Source organism: Mycobacterium dioxanotrophicus, from assembly GCF_002157835.1.
Lineage (GTDB): Bacteria > Actinomycetota > Actinomycetes > Mycobacteriales > Mycobacteriaceae > Mycobacterium > Mycobacterium dioxanotrophicus.
In genome coordinates this window covers 2288972-2306008 of the sequence record NZ_CP020809.1, presented here as the reverse complement: position 1 = coordinate 2306008, position 17037 = coordinate 2288972, and the positions used below count along the sequence as shown (strand labels likewise).

Annotated in this window: 16 protein-coding genes, 2 tRNA genes and 1 pseudogene; 10 read left to right on the top strand and 9 right to left on the bottom strand. The window is 66.1% G+C overall.

From position 1 onward, the window contains the following. Positions 1-3 precede the first annotated feature (3 nt). Complete coding sequence (locus tag BTO20_RS11115) at positions 4-1299, bottom strand: MFS transporter (protein ID WP_087075821.1); 1296 nt, start codon at positions 1297-1299, stop codon at positions 4-6. A gap of 43 nt (positions 1300-1342) precedes the next feature. Between BTO20_RS11115 and cmrA the strand changes: the two genes are divergently transcribed. Further along, complete coding sequence (gene cmrA / locus BTO20_RS11110; RefSeq protein WP_087081945.1) at positions 1343-2149, top strand: mycolate reductase; 807 nt, start codon at positions 1343-1345, stop codon at positions 2147-2149. A 116-nt stretch (positions 2150-2265) separates the two neighbouring features. Here the strand turns inward: cmrA and BTO20_RS11105 are convergent, their stop codons facing one another. After that, positions 2266-3843 carry a helicase HerA-like domain-containing protein gene (locus BTO20_RS11105; protein ID WP_087075819.1) on the bottom strand — a complete coding sequence of 526 codons (1578 nt, stop codon included), beginning with the start codon at positions 3841-3843 and terminating at the stop codon, positions 2266-2268. 117 nt (positions 3844-3960) lie between these two features. Between BTO20_RS11105 and orn the strand changes: the two genes are divergently transcribed. The 5 genes from orn to BTO20_RS11080 all read left to right on the top strand — a co-directional run bounded on the left by orn (position 3961) and on the right by BTO20_RS11080 (position 7732). Then, on the top strand, positions 3961-4608 hold the full coding sequence (gene orn / locus BTO20_RS11100; RefSeq protein WP_083163917.1) for an oligoribonuclease: 648 nt from the start codon (positions 3961-3963) through the stop codon (positions 4606-4608). A 42-nt stretch (positions 4609-4650) separates the two neighbouring features. After that, a tRNA-His gene (locus BTO20_RS11095) sits at positions 4651-4723 on the top strand. A 611-nt stretch (positions 4724-5334) separates the two neighbouring features. Further along, entirely contained in the window at positions 5335-6384 is a 1050-nt protein-coding gene (locus tag BTO20_RS11090; protein WP_157680183.1) for an amidase domain-containing protein, read from the top strand. 2 nt (positions 6385-6386) lie between these two features. Continuing rightward, positions 6387-6929: a hypothetical protein gene (locus tag BTO20_RS11085; protein WP_087075815.1), complete on the top strand. Its 543-nt coding sequence runs from the start codon at positions 6387-6389 to the stop codon at positions 6927-6929. A 206-nt stretch (positions 6930-7135) separates the two neighbouring features. Next, a complete protein-coding gene (locus BTO20_RS11080; protein WP_087075813.1) occupies positions 7136-7732 on the top strand; it encodes a class I SAM-dependent methyltransferase in 597 nt (198 codons plus the stop codon). A gap of 3 nt (positions 7733-7735) precedes the next feature. Here BTO20_RS11080 and BTO20_RS11075 read toward each other — a convergent pair whose 3' ends face one another. Continuing rightward, positions 7736-8512, bottom strand: coding sequence for an SDR family oxidoreductase (locus tag BTO20_RS11075; protein ID WP_087075811.1), 777 nt, complete (start codon positions 8510-8512; stop codon positions 7736-7738). 136 nt (positions 8513-8648) lie between these two features. Between BTO20_RS11075 and BTO20_RS11070 the strand changes: the two genes are divergently transcribed. After that, positions 8649-9335 (top strand): DUF899 domain-containing protein, encoded by a 687-nt coding sequence (locus BTO20_RS11070; protein WP_087075809.1) that lies wholly within the window; start codon positions 8649-8651, stop codon positions 9333-9335. After that, a complete protein-coding gene (locus tag BTO20_RS11065; protein WP_087075805.1) occupies positions 9332-9799 on the top strand; it encodes an SRPBCC family protein in 468 nt (155 codons plus the stop codon). Before BTO20_RS11070 ends, BTO20_RS11065 begins: the two co-directional genes overlap by 4 nt. A gap of 1 nt (position 9800) precedes the next feature. Here the strand turns inward: BTO20_RS11065 and BTO20_RS11060 are convergent, their stop codons facing one another. Further along, positions 9801-11021 carry a L,D-transpeptidase gene (locus tag BTO20_RS11060; protein WP_087075803.1) on the bottom strand — a complete coding sequence of 407 codons (1221 nt, stop codon included), beginning with the start codon at positions 11019-11021 and terminating at the stop codon, positions 9801-9803. A 153-nt stretch (positions 11022-11174) separates the two neighbouring features. Here BTO20_RS11060 and BTO20_RS11055 point away from each other — a divergent pair. Continuing rightward, positions 11175-11247 (top strand) — tRNA-Lys (locus tag BTO20_RS11055). A 46-nt stretch (positions 11248-11293) separates the two neighbouring features. Here BTO20_RS11055 and BTO20_RS11050 read toward each other — a convergent pair. The 4 genes and pseudogenes from BTO20_RS11050 to BTO20_RS11035 all read right to left on the bottom strand — a co-directional run bounded on the left by BTO20_RS11050 (position 11294) and on the right by BTO20_RS11035 (position 15074). Next, positions 11294-11455: a hypothetical protein gene (locus BTO20_RS11050; protein WP_087081938.1), complete on the bottom strand. Its 162-nt coding sequence runs from the start codon at positions 11453-11455 to the stop codon at positions 11294-11296. 96 nt (positions 11456-11551) lie between these two features. Continuing rightward, positions 11552-12265, bottom strand: coding sequence for an LGFP repeat-containing protein (locus tag BTO20_RS41080; RefSeq protein ID WP_087075801.1), 714 nt, complete (start codon positions 12263-12265; stop codon positions 11552-11554). A 261-nt stretch (positions 12266-12526) separates the two neighbouring features. Beyond that, a pseudogene (locus BTO20_RS11040) lies at positions 12527-13932 on the bottom strand (IS1380 family transposase). Positions 13933-14846: 914 nt separating this feature from the next. Further along, positions 14847-15074: a DUF3618 domain-containing protein gene (locus tag BTO20_RS11035; protein ID WP_029371977.1), complete on the bottom strand. Its 228-nt coding sequence runs from the start codon at positions 15072-15074 to the stop codon at positions 14847-14849. Between the two features lie 103 nt (positions 15075-15177). On the opposite strand from BTO20_RS11035, the gene bcp reads away from it, so the two are divergent. Continuing rightward, positions 15178-15651, top strand: coding sequence for a thioredoxin-dependent thiol peroxidase (gene bcp, locus BTO20_RS11030; protein ID WP_087075799.1), 474 nt, complete (start codon positions 15178-15180; stop codon positions 15649-15651). Here the strand turns inward: bcp and BTO20_RS11025 are convergent. Beyond that, positions 15640-16977 (bottom strand): dipeptidase, encoded by a 1338-nt coding sequence (locus tag BTO20_RS11025; protein WP_198344333.1) that lies wholly within the window; start codon positions 16975-16977, stop codon positions 15640-15642. The two genes, bcp and BTO20_RS11025, sit on opposite strands and share 12 nt — an antisense overlap. Between the last annotated feature and the right edge of the window lie 60 nt (positions 16978-17037).

Here is a 17037-nt window from a genome sequence, read left to right as displayed (position 1 = left end):
CGCTTACACCGCGTTGTGCACATGCTGCGGCGTGCGCACGGCCACCATGGCCGCCAGGCCGATCGCCAGCACGAGGCACAGCCCGCCCATGCCTGCCCGGTCGGCGCCGAACGCGTCGATGAAGGTGAAGAACAGCCACGGCGCCAGGAACGACACCGCACGCCCCGTCGTCGTGTACAGGCCGAACGCCACACCTTCCTTGCCCTCGGCGGAGATCCGCAACATCATCGTGCGCGCTGACGACAGCGTCGGTCCGATGAACAGGCACAGCATCAAGCCGCACACCCAGAAGGCCACCGGTCCCGACAGCGACAGCAGGGTGAGTCCCACCGCGATCAGACACGCCAGCGAGCCGACGATGACCGGCTTGGAACCGACCCGGTCGTCGAGCATGCCGCCGACGACCGACCCGAATGCCGCGATCACGCACGCACTCATGCCGAACAGGAGCACGTCGGCCTCGGACACGCCGTAGGCGTTGACGCCGAGCACCGCGCCGAACGCGAACACGCCGGCCAGCCCGTCGCGGAACACCGCGCTCGCCAGCAGGTAGTAGACGACGTTGTGATCACGACGCCATTCGCTGCGGATCTCGTCCCACAGCTTGCGATAGGCCCCGAAGAGCCCCACCCGTTCGACCGGTAACGCATCGGTCACTCTCGGCACCACCACGAACACCGGCAGCGCGAACAGCACGAACCACGCCGCAGTGAGCAGCATCACCGCCCGCACGTTCTGACCATCCTGCGCCGGGATGTCCAATAACCCACGGGTGTCGCCGTTACCGGCGATGAAGCCGACATAGGCCAGCAGCAAGAGCAGGACGCTGCCGCCGTACCCCAGCGCCAGGCCCAGTCCTGAGATCCGCCCCGAGGTTTCCGGGGTGGACAGTTGCCGCAGCATGGCGTTGTAGGGCACCGTGGCGAGCTCGTTGCAGGCCGCCGTGCACGCCAACAACACCAAGCCCGGTAACAGGTAGCGGTTGTCGTCGCGGATCAGGCTCATCGCCGACGTCAAGATCACCGCCGCACCGGTCATCACCGCGAGCACCCGGCGCCTGCGCTGTGGCGCGTCGACCCAGATTCCGGTGGCAGGCGCCAGCAGCGCCACCACCAGACCCGCGACCGTCATGGCCCGGCCCAGCCAGCTCGCCGGCGTCGTGTCGCCAGGCAGGCCCGCCCCGACGCTGCCGGTCAGGTACACGGAGAAAACGAAGGTGACGACGATCGCGTTCAGGCCCGTCGCGCCGCAGTCCCACAAGGCCCACGCGACCACCCGCGCCCGCCTGGGGTTGATCATGACCGACACTTTATGGCTCCTGGCTACTTCTAGGATGAGCCCCATGCCAGTTCCCGCACCCAGTCCGGACGCCCGCGCCGTCGTCACCGGCGCCTCGCAGAACATCGGCGAGGCGTTGGCCACCGAGCTCGCCGCCCGCGGACACCACCTGATCATCACCGCCCGGCGCGAGGACGTGCTGAACACGTTGGCGCAGCGACTCACCGAGCGCTACGGCGTGACCGTCGAGGTGCGCGGTGTCGACCTCGCCGACCCGGCGGCCCGGGCGACGCTGTGCGATGAGTTGGCGTCCCGGGAGATCTCGATCCTGTGCGCCAACGCAGGCACGGCCACGTTCGGGCCGGTGGTCAACCTCGACCCCGCCGGTGAAAAAGCGCAGGTTCAGCTCAATGTCCTCGGCGTGCACGACCTCGTCCTCGCTGTTCTGCCGGGCATGGTCAAACGCGGAGCCGGCGGAATCCTGATTTCCGGTTCGGCGGCAGGCAATTCGCCGATTCCCAACAACGCTACCTACGCGGCCACCAAGGCCTTCGCGAACACCTTCAGCGAGTCGTTGCGCGGCGAGGTCAAGGGCTCCGGTGTGCACGTCACCGTGCTCGCACCCGGCCCGGTACGCACCGAACTGCCCGATCAGTCCGAGCAGTCACTGGTCGAACGGCTGATCCCGGATTTCCTGTGGATCTCCACCGAGTACACCGCGAAGCTGTCGCTGGATGGCTTGGAGCACAACAAGATGCGCGTCGTCCCCGGCGTCACATCCAAGGCCATGTCGGTGGCCAGCGGCTACGCTCCGCGCGCCATCGTCACACCGATCGTCGGTGCCGTGTACAAGAAGCTCGGCGGCGACTAGCTTCTGCGGCTTTTCGCCGGCCGCCGGTTTCGCCGGAACTGCATTCCCGGTCGTTAAACGTCGCGTTTGACGACCGGGAGTGCAGTTCCGCGGCGGCAAAGGGCGGCGGGCGAAGGCTAGCGGCGGCGGCCGACCCCGAAGATGCTGCGGGTGATTTCCCGCCCCGCGACGGTGGCCGCCGACCGCAACGCGCTCTTGAAGGCCGAGCTCGCCAGCACCTGCTGCACGATGCCCGGCTCGGCACGCTGAGCCGGCGCGGGCATCGGTTCCACCTCACCGGACGCCTCGACGCCTGCGAAGCCACCGGCGTCGCCTTCCTCCGGCGCGGGCGCGGCGTTCAGCTTGGCGTTGAGCAACTCGTACGCCGACTCGCGGTCGACGGTCTGCCCGTAGGTCGCCTGCAGCTGGCTGGCCTGCGCGGCCGCCTTGATCGCGTCGTCGCCGATGGCGGCCATCAACGAGCGCGGCGCTCGCATCCGGGTCCACGCCACCGGCGTCGGCGCGCCCTGCTCGGAGAGCACCGTCACGATCGCCTCACCGATGCCCAGCGACGTCAACGCCTTCTCCAGGTCGTAGACATCGGTCTTCGGATAGGTGCGCACCGTCTTGGACAGCGCCTTCTGATCGTCGGGGGTGAAGGCCCGCAGCGCGTGCTGGACGCGGGCGCCCAGCTGCGACAGCACATCGTTGGGCACGTCGGTGGGCAACTGGGTGCAGAAGAAGACGCCGACGCCCTTGGAGCGGATCAGCTTGACGGTCTGCTCGACCTGCTCCAGGAATGCCTTCGACGCGTCTGCGAACAGCAGATGCGCCTCGTCGAAGAAGAACACCAGCTTGGGCTTGTCGACGTCACCGATCTCGGGCAGTGTCGTGAACAGGTCGGCCAGCACCCACATCAAGAAGGTGGAGAACAGTGCCGGACGCGCCGCCTGCGCGCCCAGTTCCAGCAGCGTGATGACGCCACGGCCCTGGGCGTCGACGCGCATCAGGTCCTTCGGTTCCAGCTCAGGCTCGCCGAAGAAGGTGTCGCCCCCTTCGGCCTCCAGGTTCACCAAAGCTCGCAGGATCACCCCGGCGGTGGCAGGCGACACCGCGCCGAGCGCCTTGAGTTCGGGCTTGCCCTCGTCGCTGGTGAGGTACTGGATCACCGCCCGCAGATCCTTCAGATCCAGCAGCGACAGCCCCTTCTGATCGGCCCAGTGGAAGATCAAGCCGAGAGTCGACTCCTGAGTTGCGTTGAGGCCCAACACCTTTGACAGCAGGATCGGGCCGAAGCTGGTCATCGTCGCACGCACCGGCACGCCGAGACCCGACGTGCCCAGCGACAGGAACTCCGTCGGGAACGCGGTCGCGGCCCAGTCGTCACCGGTGTCCTTGGCGCGCTGCGCGGTCTTGTCGTTGGCCTCCCCTGGCTTCGACACTCCCGACAGGTCACCCTTCACATCGGCCATCACCACCGGCACCCCGGCCGCCGACAGCTGCTCGGCGATCACCTGCAGAGTCTTGGTCTTGCCCGTGCCCGTGGCACCCGCGATCAACCCATGCCGGTTGATCGTCGCGAGCGGGATGCGGATCTGGGCGCCCGGGTCGACGGCCCCGTCGACAACCACGGCCCCGAGCTCCAACGCCTGTCCCCCGACGGCGTAGCCGGCGGCGATCTGCTGCGCGGGGGTTGCTGTCGATTCGGTGGTCATGCCGCGGTCCTCCCGTATGCGCGAACGAGCCAATCGGGACCTGACACTACTGGGCAATCCGCCCGCGCGGTGGGTGCGGGCGACCGCTTGTCGGGTTTGGGCATACTGTGGACCTTCGTGCGAGACGAACTGGTGTGGATCGACTGCGAGATGACCGGCCTCGACCTCAAGAATGACCGGCTCATCGAGATCGCGGTGCTGGTCACCGACGCGGACCTGAACATTCTGGGTGACGGCTTGGACGTGGTCATCCATACCGACGACGCGGCGCTGGACTCAATGGTGGACATCGTGACCCAGATGCACACCCGGTCGGGGCTCATCGAAGAGGTACGCGCCTCCACCGTCGACGTGGCGACCGCCGAGGAAATGGTGCTCGACTACATCCGCGGCCACGTCAAACAGGCCAAGACCGCACCGCTGGCCGGCAACTCCATCGCGACCGACCGCGGCTTCATCGCCCGCGACATGCCCAAACTCGACGATTACCTGCACTACCGGATGATCGACGTCAGCTCGATCAAGGAGCTGTGCCGGCGCTGGTACCCGCGGATCTACTTCGGCCAGCCCGAGAAGGGGCTCGCACACCGCGCGCTGGCCGACATCCACGAGTCGATCCGGGAGTTGAAGTACTACCGCGCCACGGCCTTCGTCGCCCCGCCCGGGCCGTCTACCAGCGACATTGCAGCCGTGGCCAGCACGCTGGGACCAGATTCAGACAACGCCGGAGATAACGATTCGGCACTCCAGCGTCCGAGCGGCTAGTATCTACGACGCCGCGTGTGCCGAAAGGCGAAAGCGGCGATGGTGGCTGTAGTTCAGTTGGTAGAGCACCAGGTTGTGATCCTGGTTGTCGCGGGTTCGAGTCCCGTCAGCCACCCCGACAGAACGCCGTCTACGCAAGTAGGCGGCGTTTTTCGGTGTCGGGACCGGTAGGTGCCCGGCACCCGGGGCCCCGCAGTTTCCCGAAAGTCAGTTCTGAGAGGACGCGCGAAGCGGGATGCTTGACTGCTGACCGGTACGTCGAGCGGGTCGGGGACGGTGATGGCCGAGAATCTTGAGGTCGACATAACGGACCTACAGCAACTCGCCGGTGCACACGACAAGGCAGCTGCCACCTTGATCGGCACCCCCGCGCCCTCCTTAGCCGGGTCGCCGGTATGGGCAACCACAAGCGCTGTCAGACCGGGCACAGCCTGGTTACCGCCGCCGCGGCCACCCTGGCCAACCGCTCCCGCGCGACCGGCGCAAAGGTCCGTACGCGAGCGGCTCCTATGCCCTCGTCGATGAGGACTCGGCGAACCACGTCACCGAAGTCGGCCAGACCATGCAGGTCTGATGACTGCTATCACCGGGGCCACGACCCTGACGCGTGCTGATGTCGAAGCCCTTGACGTGGCCCACCTCGAGACCCCTGACAACCATTGGTCCACCACCGCACAACGGTGGGAGTCCACTTTCGAGTCTCTGCACACCCAGACCGTCGGCACCATGTGGGAGGGTGCGGGATACGATGCCGCCGCCGCCCGCGCTTGGGACGATGTCGTCACAGTGCGCGGTGCGGCCGACTGCCTCCACGCCGCCGCCTCCGCCGCTCGCCACGGTGCTGGGGACCTGATATGGGCCAAACGCCAGGTTCTCGACACCATCGAAGAAGCCGAGGCGACAGGCTTTACTGTCGGACAAGATTTTTCGGTCACCGACCAGTCCTGGACCATGCTCCGCGCAGCGCAGACTCGACAGGCCCAGGCCAAGGCGTTCGCCGCCGAAATCTCCGAACGGGTGCAAAATCTGGCCCGAATCGACGGAGAAACCGCCGCCAAGATCACCGCCGCACTGGCCCCACTCGACGGGTTCAACTTCCACGAAGCACCGGAGACCAGCACGGTGCGTTCCGTGGACTTCAAGACGGGTCCTGCCAACCCAGCGCAGCCACTGTCAGAAGCGCGGCGACGTGCCATTGAGTACGCCGACCGCTGGGCCGGAAGCGCTGCTGATCCACACCGGGCGAACCCCGACTATGAGAACTTCGGCGACGGCGGCGGGGACTGCACCAACTTCGCCTCTCAAGTCATGCGCGCCGGGGGCTTCAAAGATGTCGGGGACGGGATCGATGATTGGCACCGCGGCGACGCTGACGACTGGTATTACAACAATGGTCTCCACTTTCCGGGCAACGACCGGTCCAACACATGGTCGGTGGCGCAAGCCAATCGCGACTTCATCGTCAACTCTGGTCGTGGCGAGGTCGTCGGAACGTCACCGATGCCCACCCGAGCCGCACTCGACCCCCTCGCACCATCAAAAGCCGGGTTAGTGCCTGGAGACCTCATCTACTACCACGACGAAGCCACTGGAACGATCAACCACACCGCTGTCTACGTCGGCCAAGAAATGCAGAACAGCAGGCTGGTCGACGTTGTAGACCAACATGCGAACGGCGACAACAACTTCCATAACGACTGGATGCCGGACGGTCCCGGTTTCACTGGCGGATCAGCGAACGTTGAGTTCGTCCACCTGCACTACCCCGGAGAGTGAACATGCCAGTCAACAAGAACATCCGACGAACCGTGACCGTAGCCGGCGTTGTCGCCGTGATCGTTGTAGGTGGGGCCGTCACATGGTTCTGGTACTGGCACATCGTCGATAGCAGAAACCCCTACGGAAGTCACAACTCATACGGGATGAGGGATTACACCCCCGCTATTCAGCAAAAAGCCGCCGAGGCCATCGTCTCAGGACTCAACACCAGGAATCCCGACAACGTTGACCTCCTCCGATTCCATGGCCACCCAGAAAACGATGTCACCAACAAGACGATCGCCGAGAACATCACGGCAGTGCTACCGCCACCTGCGTGCCAATACGCCCTCGTCAGTGTCGAAGACAAAGGCGACCAAGAGCATCCCGCTACCCTCGTGCCCTGGTACGGCGACGCTGTTGACCATGCCCGCGCCTTCGACATGAAACTCCAACAACTCTGCCCCGGACAACAACCGACACCACGCACCATCCGTGTCATCGCCATACCGTCAGGAATGGGTGGCTACTGGGCCGAAGCGGCGCTTGAGAAGAGGGACTAGCTTCCGCGTAGGCAGGCGGCAGCACACCGGCCGCGACCCTTGCTTCTGGAAGCGAGACGGATACGCGCAGAAGGTGTGCGCAAGCGCAGGCGAGTGTCTCCGACCGTTCCCGTCAGCCACCCCGACAGAACGCCGTCTACGCAAGTAGGCGGCGTTTTTGGGGTCAGCCCCGATGATGCCCGGCAGAACCTGGTATCCACGAAGTAGTGGACAACCAACCGTGGAACATCAACATTCACTACGACGGGCTGCTCGATTCGAAGGTCCCGCAGGATGCCCACACCGTTCTCGACGTCGGGTGTGGCGATGGCTTCCTGGCCGCCCGGCTGGCCCAGCGGGTGCCGGACGTGATGGCAGTGGACATCGATGAGCCGGTGCTCGACCGCGCCCAGATCCGCTTCCCCGCGGCGCCGGTCAACTGGATCCACGGCGATGTCATGTCGACAGACCTCCCCGCGCACGCCTTCGACGCGGTGGTCTCCAACGCCGCCCTGCACCATTTCGACGACACCGGGGCCGCCCTCACCCGGTTCGCGTCCCTGGTACGTCCCGGCGGGACGGTCGCGGTGACGACGTTCGTGAAACCGTCGCTGCGCGAAATCGCTTGGCACGTCCCGGCCTGGACCGCGTGTGCCGTCGTCAACCGCGCCAAGGGCAAGTGGGAGCACTCGGCCCCCATCAAATGGCCTCCGTCGGAAACGTTCGGCCAGTTGCGCGCCAAGGCCCGTCAGGCACTTCCCGGCGCAACCGTGCGGCGGCTGCTCTACGGCCGCGTCCTGATCACCTGGCGGGCACCGGTCTAGCCGTCAGTGTGCCGCTTCGGATTTCGCCGACCGCCGGATCCTTGGTGCCAGCTGCACGAATTCCGGCACCACACTGGGGTTTTCGTGTGCGGTGCTGACCAGCGACACCAAGGTGTTGGCGACGTCGCGCAGTGCCGACATCCGCTTGGGCAACTGCCCGTGCTCGACCCACGAGTCGTACAGCTGGGCCAGCAGATCACGGTCGGCACCGCGCAGGATCTCGGTGTCCTCGGTCGGGCCGATACCGACCCGCAGGATGGAGAGCTCGGGATGCTCACTGCGCCAGGAGTGCAGGATCTCGTCGAGCGCGGCCTTGCTGGCGCCGTAGGCGGCCACCCCAGCGCGTGGCCGGCCCACGTCGTGGCTCGAGGCGATCAGGATCACGCCGTTGTCGGACAGATGCGGCAACGCGGCCCGCAGCACGTTGTTGGCACCGACGGTGTTGACGCTGAACGCGTGCAGCCAGGTGGCGACATCGGTGTCCTCGACATAGGCGAACGGCACCACGGTGCTGGTGAACACCACGCCGTCGAGACCGCCGAGGCTCTGCGCCGCGGCGTCGACCACGCGGGTGATGGCTCCGGAGTCTTCGACGTCGAGCTCGAACGCCGAACCACCGATCGAGTCCGCCAGCGAGGTCAGCAGTTCGACGCGCCGGGCCGCCACCGCGACCTTCGCTCCGCGCGCGGCGGCGCTGATCGCGACGGCATGACCGATGCCCGAGGAGGCGCCGACGACGAGAAGTCGCAGCCCGGCAGTATCGGGTTGGTGGCCGCTCATCCTGGTTGCCCCCGCTTTCTGAGATGTTAGGTAACCCTTCGCCGTCGGACAGTACCGTGCGCGATGAGTTCCGGACGCACGGCGGGTCAGTACGAGAGACCGGCGTCGTGTAAAGCATGTAGCGAAGGAGCATCCGATGACGACAGCCAAGCCACCCGTGGTCGACGAGCAGACCTGGCGCAGCGCGCTGGGCGATCTGCGTCGTCGCGAGAAGGCCGCCACCCGCGAACTGGACGCGATCGCCGCCGAGCGGCGTCGCCTCCCCATGGTGAAACTGCCCGAGTACACGCTCGTCGGCGCCGAGGGGCCCGTCGGGCTGGCCGACGTGTTCGCGGGCCACTCACAGCTCATCACCTACCACCACATGTGGAACGACGGGGCCGAATGGCAGTGCGGTGGCTGCACCGGGTTCACCTCTCAGTTCACCCGGTTGGAGTTCCTCGACAATTACGACGCCCGCTTCGTGATCGTCACCAACGGGCCCATCGAGGAAGCTCTGGCCTACCGGGACAAGGTCGGCAACAAGATGCACTGGTATTCGTCGTCGGAGAGCTCGTTCGGCACCGACATGGACGCCGCTCCCGGTGACGGCTTCGCGGTGAATGTGTTTCTGCGCGACGGGGATACCGTCTACCGGACTTGGCACACCAACGGCCGCGGCACCGAACAGCTCAGCCACAGCTTCGCGCTCATCGACCTGCTGCCGTGGGGCAGGCAGGAACAGTGGCAGGACTCCCCCGAGGGCTGGCCGAAACGGCCCACCTATTCGGGGTGGCTCGACAGTCCCGATATCGCCCGCTTCTACGGAGAGGATTCCCAGTGACCGAACCCGAGCGCTACGTCGTCACCCACACCATCGCCGCCGCACCCGGTGCGGTCTTCGCCGTCCTGTCAGATCCGGCCCGGCACAAGGACACCGAACCCGGAGACTGGGTGCGCGACGCGATCGATCCACAACCCATCACCGGCACCGGGCAGATCTTCGCGATCAACATGTTCCTGCCGCAGGCCGGCGGACACTACGTCATGCACAACCTGGTCAGCGAATTCGACAAGAACCGCACCATCGCCTGGATTCCCGGTCAGCTCGATGAGGCCGGCAAGCACAATCCGGGCGGTTGGTGGTGGCGCTATGACCTGGCCCCCAACGGCGAGAACACCGACGTCACCCTGACCTACGACTGGACCGGTACGCCGCAGAGCTTCCGCGATCAGGTCGGCATGCCCCCGTTCGACAAGGAGTTCCTCGCCGAATCGCTTGCCGCGCTGGACCGTTCGGTCAAGTAGGTCACGTTCCGGCGTTGCCGGCGCGCCATTGGTCCCAGGGGATGTTCCAGTCGCCCAGGCCTTCGGTGCCCGGCAACACCGGACCGACGGTGTTGGCCACCTCGACGATGTCACCCCGTTTGGTGTTCTCGTAGAACCAGCGGGCGTTGGCGGTGCTCACGTTCAGGCATCCGTGGCTGGTGTTGCTGTAGCCCTGGCTGCCCACCGACCACGGTGCCGCGTGCACGTAGATGCCGCTGTAGGACATCTGGGTGGCGAAGTCGACCTCGGTGCGATACCCGTTGGGCGAGTTGACCGGAACGCCGTAGGTCGACGAGTCCATGATCAGGTGACTGAAGCGGTCGCCGATGATGTAGGTGCCGTTGTTGGTCGGCGTGCTGTTCTTGCCCATCGAGATCGGCATGGTCTTGACGACCTCGCCGTTGCGCCGGATGGTCAGGGTCTTGGTGTTGTCGTCCGCGGTCGCGATCACCTCGTCGCCGATGGTGAAGTGGTTGGCGACGTTCTTCTGCCCGAACAGCCCGTCACCCAACCGCACACCATAGGTGTTCACCGTCACGTCCACCGCAGTGCCGGGCTTCCAGTATGTGGCTGGGCGCCAACGCACCTCGCGATTGCTCAGCCAGTAGAAGGCGCCCTCGACGGGCGGATCGGTCTTGACGGTGATGGCGCGCTGCGCGGCCAGCCGGTCGGTGATGTTCTCGTCGAACCGCACCGCGATCGGTTGGCCGATGCCGACGACCTCGCCGTCGTTGGGCAGCACGTAGGGCATGGTCAGGTTCGCCGGGGAATGCGTCTGAAAGGTGATGCGCCGGTTGGCCACCCCACCGAGACCGAGTGATTGAGCGCTGAGGGTGTACCGCTCGTTGAAGTCGAGCGGATCAGTGCTGGACCACGTCAGGCCGTCGGCGCTGAGCTTGCCCGCCACCGGGGTGCCGTTGGCGTCGGCCATGCTGACGCTGCCAAGCACGCCGTTCTCCGCACTCACGGTCACCGGGGCGTCGACCGCCACGCCGACCGCTCCGTCGGCCACCGAGGCATTCACCCTCGGCACCAGCAGATCACCGAATGGCGTGCCCTTGTCGGCGATCACAGGCGGTGGGGGCGCCGAGACGGCACCCGTGCATGCCGATATGCCGAAGATCACAGCCGGAGCCAGGGCAACGGCCGCGCGGCGGAGCCGTTTTCGCCCCGGCCGGGTCAATGCCTGCACCTGCCACATTTCTCGTTCCACCTCACATGACGTCAGCAAACCGACGAATTCTGGCAATAGTCTAAGGGAACGTCTGATCGAGGACTTACGCACGGTCTCGAACGAGCGACACGGGCCAGCGGATTTCACCTTGGGCGCATGGCCTGTTATCGTTCCATGCGCGCGCCGTTAGCTCAGTTGGTAGAGCAGCTGACTCTTAATCAGCGGGTCCGGGGTTCGAAACCCTGACGGCGCACAAACGAAAAGCCCCAGTGATCCTGGGGCTTTTTCGTTTGCGGACATCAGCCGGCCTGATAGCGCTCGCTGATACTCTGCTCGGCTTCCTCAAGCAGCATTTCCACAGCGCCGGCGAGATGGGCTGCGGCATAGCCGCGGTCGCGATACTGCTCACTCTTGAAACGATTGAGCTCTCGGCGTAGCTCATTGAGGGTTTCGTCACTCACGTGCGCCATGTGACCTCCAGGTGGGTGGGTGAACGACGACTCGCACCGGCACCACTGGCGCACCGATGCGAGTCGTCAGAAGGTGTCAGAAGACGGTCAGCGAGCCTCGACCTTGGCCTGACCGTCGGTATAGGTGATGGTCCCGTGTTGGAACTGCGACTGCCATCCGCCGGGGATCGTCGCCTCGTCCGATGTGGGATACCCCAGGCGGCCGCCTGCGCCGCCGTCGCGCTCCCACGCGTCGCGGATACCGCCCCAGACGATGTGTGCCCCGGTCTGCGGCGTCCAGTAGATCGCACCGCCATTGAAGGTGCTGAACTGACCGCCGTTGGGCGCGGCCGCCTCGCTCGCGGTCGGTAGACCGAGCGGGCTGCTCGCGCCGCCGGTCGCGTTGTACTTCTGCAGGATGATGCCCTGCACGACGAAGGAGCCGTTGGGCGTGACGATCGTCGTGCTGTCCGCAGGACCGGTATTCGGCGCACCGGGTGCGGGGCCGCCGGGGGCGCCAGGTTCGCCAGGGACACCGGGAGCGCCCGGCTCACCGGGAGCACCAGGGGCACCCGGAGTTCCTGCATTGCCTGGCGCGCCGGGTTCGGCGGCGGGCGCACCTGGGGTGGCGGTCCCGTCGGCACCCGGGGCAACCGACTCGCCCGGAGTTGCACTACCGGATTCCGCTCCGGTGGTGGCTTCGCTGGCAGGTCGGCTGGTCTCGCTCCCCGAACCCGTCGAATTGTTCGAACACCCGACGCCAAGAGCGCCAGTAGCGGCAAGTGCGATGATGCCGGCAAATCTCAAATATGTTTGCTGCATTGCAGATCTCCCCTTGTCACACGGCAGGCCCGTGTTGCGATTCCGCTCGAATCCCGGCGCGTCTCCCCCGGCCAAGATCCGCTTTTGACCTTAGCCTCGATTTTTCGTCCAAGGTGATTGCGGTGGAGCGTTGGGGCAAGATGGGCCGTGAGGTGGCTTCTGCGGTCACGGGGCGTGGCGGGGTGGTCCCTTATCGCCGGGCTGGGCGGGCTTTCCCAGGGCCAGTGGGCCTTTCGTCAGTTGGATCAGATGAGCTGTGGATCAGTCGAAGGCGGTGCGGATGTGCTGCCAGGCGGTCGCGATCTGGGCGGCCCATCGCCAGGTGGCGTCGAGACGTAGGCATGTTTGGCGGGCGCTGCGGGTGATGCGGGCGGCGACGTGGAGGACCCGGTAGCGGAAGGTGGCGATCTCGGTGCGGGCCAGGCCCGGGTGGGTGCGGAATCCGATGAGTCGGCACCAGGTGACCAGGTCGGCGGCGGTGAGGGCGATTTCCAGCCATGCGGCGTTGGCCCAAAATGAGTGGCAGGGCAGGTTGCGCAGGCCGGTGGCTTTGAGTTCGCGGATGCGGTCTTCGACGCGGGCGTGCTGACGGTGGCGCAGTTCCAGGCCGGCGACCTGTCCTGACACGACGCCGGGTGGTGTGTCGGTGATGAACGCTGTGATCCGCATCCCGTCGGCGTCGGTGAATCGCAGCTGGGCGCCCGGATGCGGCCTTTCTTTGCGCAGGATCAGCCGCGTGCCCGGTGGCCACGACGACAGGTTGACCAGGGTGGTGGCTTCGGCGATCCAGGCGCCGTCGCGGAGACCGCCGGCGGTGCCGATCGCCGGGTACCAGCCCTCGGCGAGGTTGAGGGTGTCCACCGCGTCTTGGACGCGCCAGTCGACGGGGTAACCGAAGGAGAACCCCACCCCGGCGGCCCGGCAGGCGTCGGCGAAGGTGTGGGTGGCTCCGGCGGTGTCGCAGCGCACCAGCACCTTGGGCTTGTCGGGATGATCGCCAGCCCTGGGGTCGGGTCGCCAGGCCGCGGGCAGCGCTGCCAGCGCTTGGGCCAGCACGATGACGTGGTCGCTGGCGGTGTTGGAGCCGGCGTTGCCGGTGCGTAGCAGCCCGGCCAGGGCTTCCCCGCCGGCGATCTCGGGGCGGTCCAGAAATGCCAGCAGCGGATGGTGCCCGAACGACTTCTTCCAGGTCGGCGTCGCACCGCCTTTGTTGTCGGAGTGATCGATCACCAGGGTGGCGTCGATGTCGATGTGCAGCCAGTCACCCGGAGCGGGGCGGCACCGGCGGCCCAGGCCGCCGCCCGCGCGCCCGCTCGGGCCGCCCGCACCGCGGGTAGGTGTGCGGCGTCGATGCGCTCATCGACCAGCCGCCACATCGTGGTCGTCGAGGCTTTCGCACCGAAGGCGTGCTCACGGTCGCCGCAGAGCTGGCCGACCCCGTCGATGCAGTCCGCCCCGTCAGCAACCGCAGCCGCCAGATCAGCGAACACGTCTCCGGGCGCATACACCCACGGCCCGCGGTAGGTGTCGGCCAAAGCAGCCGTGACCTGCGCCGATAACCCGGTCCGATCGGCCAGTTCACGTAGCAGGCCCATCCCGGCATGCGACACGACGCCATGGCCGTCGGCCGACACTTTCACCCGCGATGCGGCCGCGATATTCTTCACCTGCGAAGTGCCTTCCCGTCAGGATCTTTGAACCGTAGAGAAGTCCAATTATCCCTTGCAGGACAGGCACTTTCGCTTATCTACACACCGCCAAAGGCAACATTCCGCGAAAAATTCGGGTTAGCTGGCGACCCATGCGGTAGCAACCACTTGGACAATAAGAGCCGTTCACGACACACCCTGGGTTCAGTTCGAGAGCCTCACGCCGTTCGCCGGAGAATCAGCGGAATTACCTTGCGCAGCAGCGGAAATACAAATTGACGCTGCCGGTTCACGTAGCTGACGGATCAATTCTGAACCCGAGCATCAGACCCAGAGCAATCTCACAGCAAAATCGATCATGATGCGCCAATCGGTGGCCAGATCAGGTCCGACGCCTGCGTGCCAGTTGTCAGCAATCAGCCGACGATTGCGAATAGCGACATACCACGAGCCTCCATCTGATGCCCTTGCCGGCATCGCAAATGTGCTATCGCGCGGAGAACATTACCTAGCGGCGCTCCATACAACCGAGTGTTGACGCTGGCGATAGTTACTGTTTGACAATCGGCAGTGCGCTGATTCGCTGGTCAGAGGGCGAGAATGCTGCTAGCCTGTAATTAGCTGAACTGCCGACATCACGAGACATCGGCGCAGATTGCGAGAAAGCGAGGTGTTAGCTATGCCCACGAGTGCCGGTGCGGACAATGCCCACCCCTCGCATCGTTCCGATGTTGCTGCGCAACGTCCCCTGATGGTGCATAGCTGCAGTCGCCTCGGCCGCACCGCCAATCCGCCGGGTTTTTCGTTGGCAGACTGGCTCCTCCCGGGCCGCCGCCGCTGAGCGGCGAGTTAGCTTTGGGCCGCTGAGCGGCGAATCGGCTTGAGCCGAACTCCCGCACCGCCACGCGGTGCGTCAGCCGGGCCGCAAGGCGTCAGCGGTTCTTGACCCGGCGGATGACGACGAAGACCACCAGTAGGCCGGCCCCGGCCAGCGAAGCCGTCACGGCGGGCTTGCGCAGGAATCCGATCACCGCGGCCTTGGCATCGTCGGCGAGCCGTTGCGGATTGGCCCGCTCGGCCAGGGAGTCGACAGTCAGCGCCAACTGATCGCGAGCCTGATCGATCTCGCGCTTGATGCTCTCCGGGTCCCGGTTCGCCACTGTGCTCCTCCAAGCCGCTCCGTGTCGTGCTGCCCTGCCGAACTACCCTAGATCAGCCTGCTCCATATCAACGGCACCGGTCGACCAGAAGGGAATTTCGCGCATGCCGCCAACCCCGCGTCTCGAGGTGGGTGCCACCGCCCCCGCGTTCAGCCTGCCCGACGCCGATGGCAACATCGTCAAGCTTTCCGACTACAAGGGCCGCAAGGTCATCGTGTACTTCTACCCTGCCGCGTCGACGCCAGGCTGCACCAAACAGGCCTGCGATTTCCGCGACAGCCTCGCCGAGCTCAACGGCGCGGGTCTCGACGTGATCGGGATTTCGCCGGACAAACCCGAGAAGCTCGCGAAGTTCCGCGACAACGAAGGCCTCACCTTCCCGCTGTTGTCGGATCTGGATCGCAAGGTGCTGACCGAGTGGGGCGCGTACGGCGAAAAGACCATGTACGGCAAGACCGTTCAAGGCGTGATCCGCTCGACGTTCGTCGTCGACGAGAAGGGCAAGATCGCCGTCGCGCAGTACAACGTGCGGGCGACCGGCCACGTCGCCAAGCTGCGCCGTGACCTATCGGTCTAGCTGACCGAGCCGCTCCAGCAGCAGCGCCTCGGCGGTGGCCGCCTTCTCGAACACGCCGAGGTGCAGGCTCTCGTTGATGCTGTGGGCCTGGGTGCCGGGATCTTCGACTCCGGTGACGAGGATCGTCGCGGCGGGGAACGCCGCGGCGAACTCGGCGATGAACGGGATCGAGCCACCCATGCCCATGTCCACCGGATCGGTGCCCCAGGCCTGCCGGAACGCGGCGCGGGCCGCGTCGTACACCGGGCCGCTGGCGTCGATGGCGTACGGCTGCCCGACGTCACCGGGTGTGACGGTCAGTTGCGCGCCCCACGGGGTGTGCTGCTGGAGATGACGCGTCAGCGCATCGAGGTGCGCACGGGCGTCACCGCCGGGCGCCACCCGCATGCTGATCTTGGCGCGGGCGCGCGGGATGAGGGTGTTGGAGGACTTGCCGATCGGCGTGGTGTCGATACCGATCACGGTGATGGCGGGCTTGGCCCACATGCGTTGGACCACTGAGCCCGAACCGATTTCGGATACGCCGTCGAGCAGTCCGGATTCCTGGCGGACCCAGCCCTCGCCGCGGTCGACGTCCGCGGCGGACGCCTCGTGCAGGCCGGCGACTGCGACGTTGCCCGCGTCGTCGTGCAGGCTGGCCAGCAGCCGCACCAGCACGCTCAGCGCGTCTGGCACCACTCCGCCCCACAGGCCCGAATGCAATCCATGGTCCAGGGTCGCGACCTCGACGACGCAATCCGCAAGCCCTCGCAATGACACCGTCAGGGCCGGGGTTTCGGTGCTCCAGTTGTCCGAGTCGGCGATGACGATGACGTCGGCGGCCAAGGCATCACGATGGGCCTCCAACAGGGCACCCAATGACGGGGAACCCGATTCTTCTTCCCCTTCGACGAACACGGTCACACCGACCGGCGGTGTGCCGTCGAAGGCTCTGATCGCGGCCAGATGCGTTGCGATACCCGCCTTGTCGTCGGCGGTACCGCGGCCGTAGAGCCGGCCGTCGCGCTCCTGCGGTTCGAACGGCGCGGAGTTCCATTGAGCGGGATCGCCTTCGGGCTGCACGTCATGGTGGGCGTACAGCAGGACCGTGGGCGCTCCCGCCGGGGCCGGGTAGTGGGCGATGACGGCCGGCGCGCCGCCTTCGCTGACGATCTTGACGTCGGGAAAACCCGCATCGGACAACAGCTTTGCGACGGCTTCGGCGCTGCGGGCGACCTCGTCGCGGCGGGCCGGGTCAGCCCACACCGAGGGAATGCGGACCAGATCCTCCAGATCGGCCCGCACCGACGGCAATACCTGTTGCACCCGCTGCACCACGTCACTCATGGTGATGACACTAGCGTCACCGTCGAGCCCAGCGAGCGTGCGCGAAATGCTGACCAGGCA

Bases quoted from the DNA above. Each gene is read 5' to 3' on its own strand.
- BTO20_RS11115 (WP_087075821.1), bottom strand. From the start codon at position 1,299: ATGATCAACCCCAGGCGGGCGCGGGTGGTCGCGTGGGCCTTGTGGGAC.
- cmrA (WP_087081945.1), top strand. From the start codon at position 1,343: ATGCCAGTTCCCGCACCCAGTCCGGACGCCCGCGCCGTCGTCACCGGC.
- BTO20_RS11025 (WP_198344333.1), bottom strand. From the start codon at position 16,977: ATGAGTGACGTGGTGCAGCGGGTGCAACAGGTATTGCCGTCGGTGCGG.
- BTO20_RS11070 (WP_087075809.1), top strand. From the start codon at position 8,649: ATGACGACAGCCAAGCCACCCGTGGTCGACGAGCAGACCTGGCGCAGC.
- BTO20_RS11075 (WP_087075811.1), bottom strand. From the start codon at position 8,512: ATGAGCGGCCACCAACCCGATACTGCCGGGCTGCGACTTCTCGTCGTC.
- BTO20_RS11085 (WP_087075815.1), top strand. From the start codon at position 6,387: ATGCCAGTCAACAAGAACATCCGACGAACCGTGACCGTAGCCGGCGTT.
- bcp (WP_087075799.1), top strand. From the start codon at position 15,178: ATGCCGCCAACCCCGCGTCTCGAGGTGGGTGCCACCGCCCCCGCGTTC.
- BTO20_RS11090 (WP_157680183.1), top strand. From the start codon at position 5,335: ATGTGGGAGGGTGCGGGATACGATGCCGCCGCCGCCCGCGCTTGGGAC.
- BTO20_RS11060 (WP_087075803.1), bottom strand. From the start codon at position 11,021: ATGTGGCAGGTGCAGGCATTGACCCGGCCGGGGCGAAAACGGCTCCGC.
- BTO20_RS11105 (WP_087075819.1), bottom strand. From the start codon at position 3,843: ATGACCACCGAATCGACAGCAACCCCCGCGCAGCAGATCGCCGCCGGC.
- BTO20_RS41080 (WP_087075801.1), bottom strand. From the start codon at position 12,265: ATGCAGCAAACATATTTGAGATTTGCCGGCATCATCGCACTTGCCGCT.